We start from the raw sequence: 453 nt of genomic DNA on the forward strand, positions 1-453 counted from the left end.
GGTGGCCCAGCAACGTCCGGTTCGTGTGCGCCCCGGCGGAGGCGCTCGCCGACGCGGGGGTTAACGGCCCCTTCGACGCCGTGTTCGCCGCCTACCTCTTCCGCAACGTCGCCGACCCCGACGCCGTGCTGGACACCGTCCACGACCTGCTGGGCCCGCACGGCCGGCTCGCCGTGCACGAGTACACCCTCAGCGGACGCCCCCTCCACCGTGCCGTCTGGACAGGCGTGTGCCGCGGCATGGTCCTGCCCGTCGCCACCGCCCTCGGCGACGGCGACCTGTACCGGCACCTGTGGCGCAGCGTCGTCGAGTTCGACACGGCCGACCGGTTCGCCGAGCGGCTCCGGGCCCGGGGATTCGACCGCGTCCGGGCCCTGCCCCTGCCCGGCTGGCAGACCGGCATCACCCACACGGTCGTCGCCCGCCGCGCCGTCCCGGACGCCGGGAGCGCAC

General features: G+C 75.7%; 1 protein-coding gene. It reads left to right on the plus strand.

Translation table 11 applies throughout. From position 1 onward, the window contains the following. A partial coding sequence (locus tag EHS43_RS45865; RefSeq protein ID WP_125196162.1) for a class I SAM-dependent methyltransferase occupies nt 1-453 on the plus strand: 453 nt, incomplete at both ends.

It is taken from the genome of Streptomyces sp. RP5T, from assembly GCF_003933965.1.
In the GTDB taxonomy this organism is placed as follows: Bacteria; Actinomycetota; Actinomycetes; order Streptomycetales; family Streptomycetaceae; genus Streptomyces.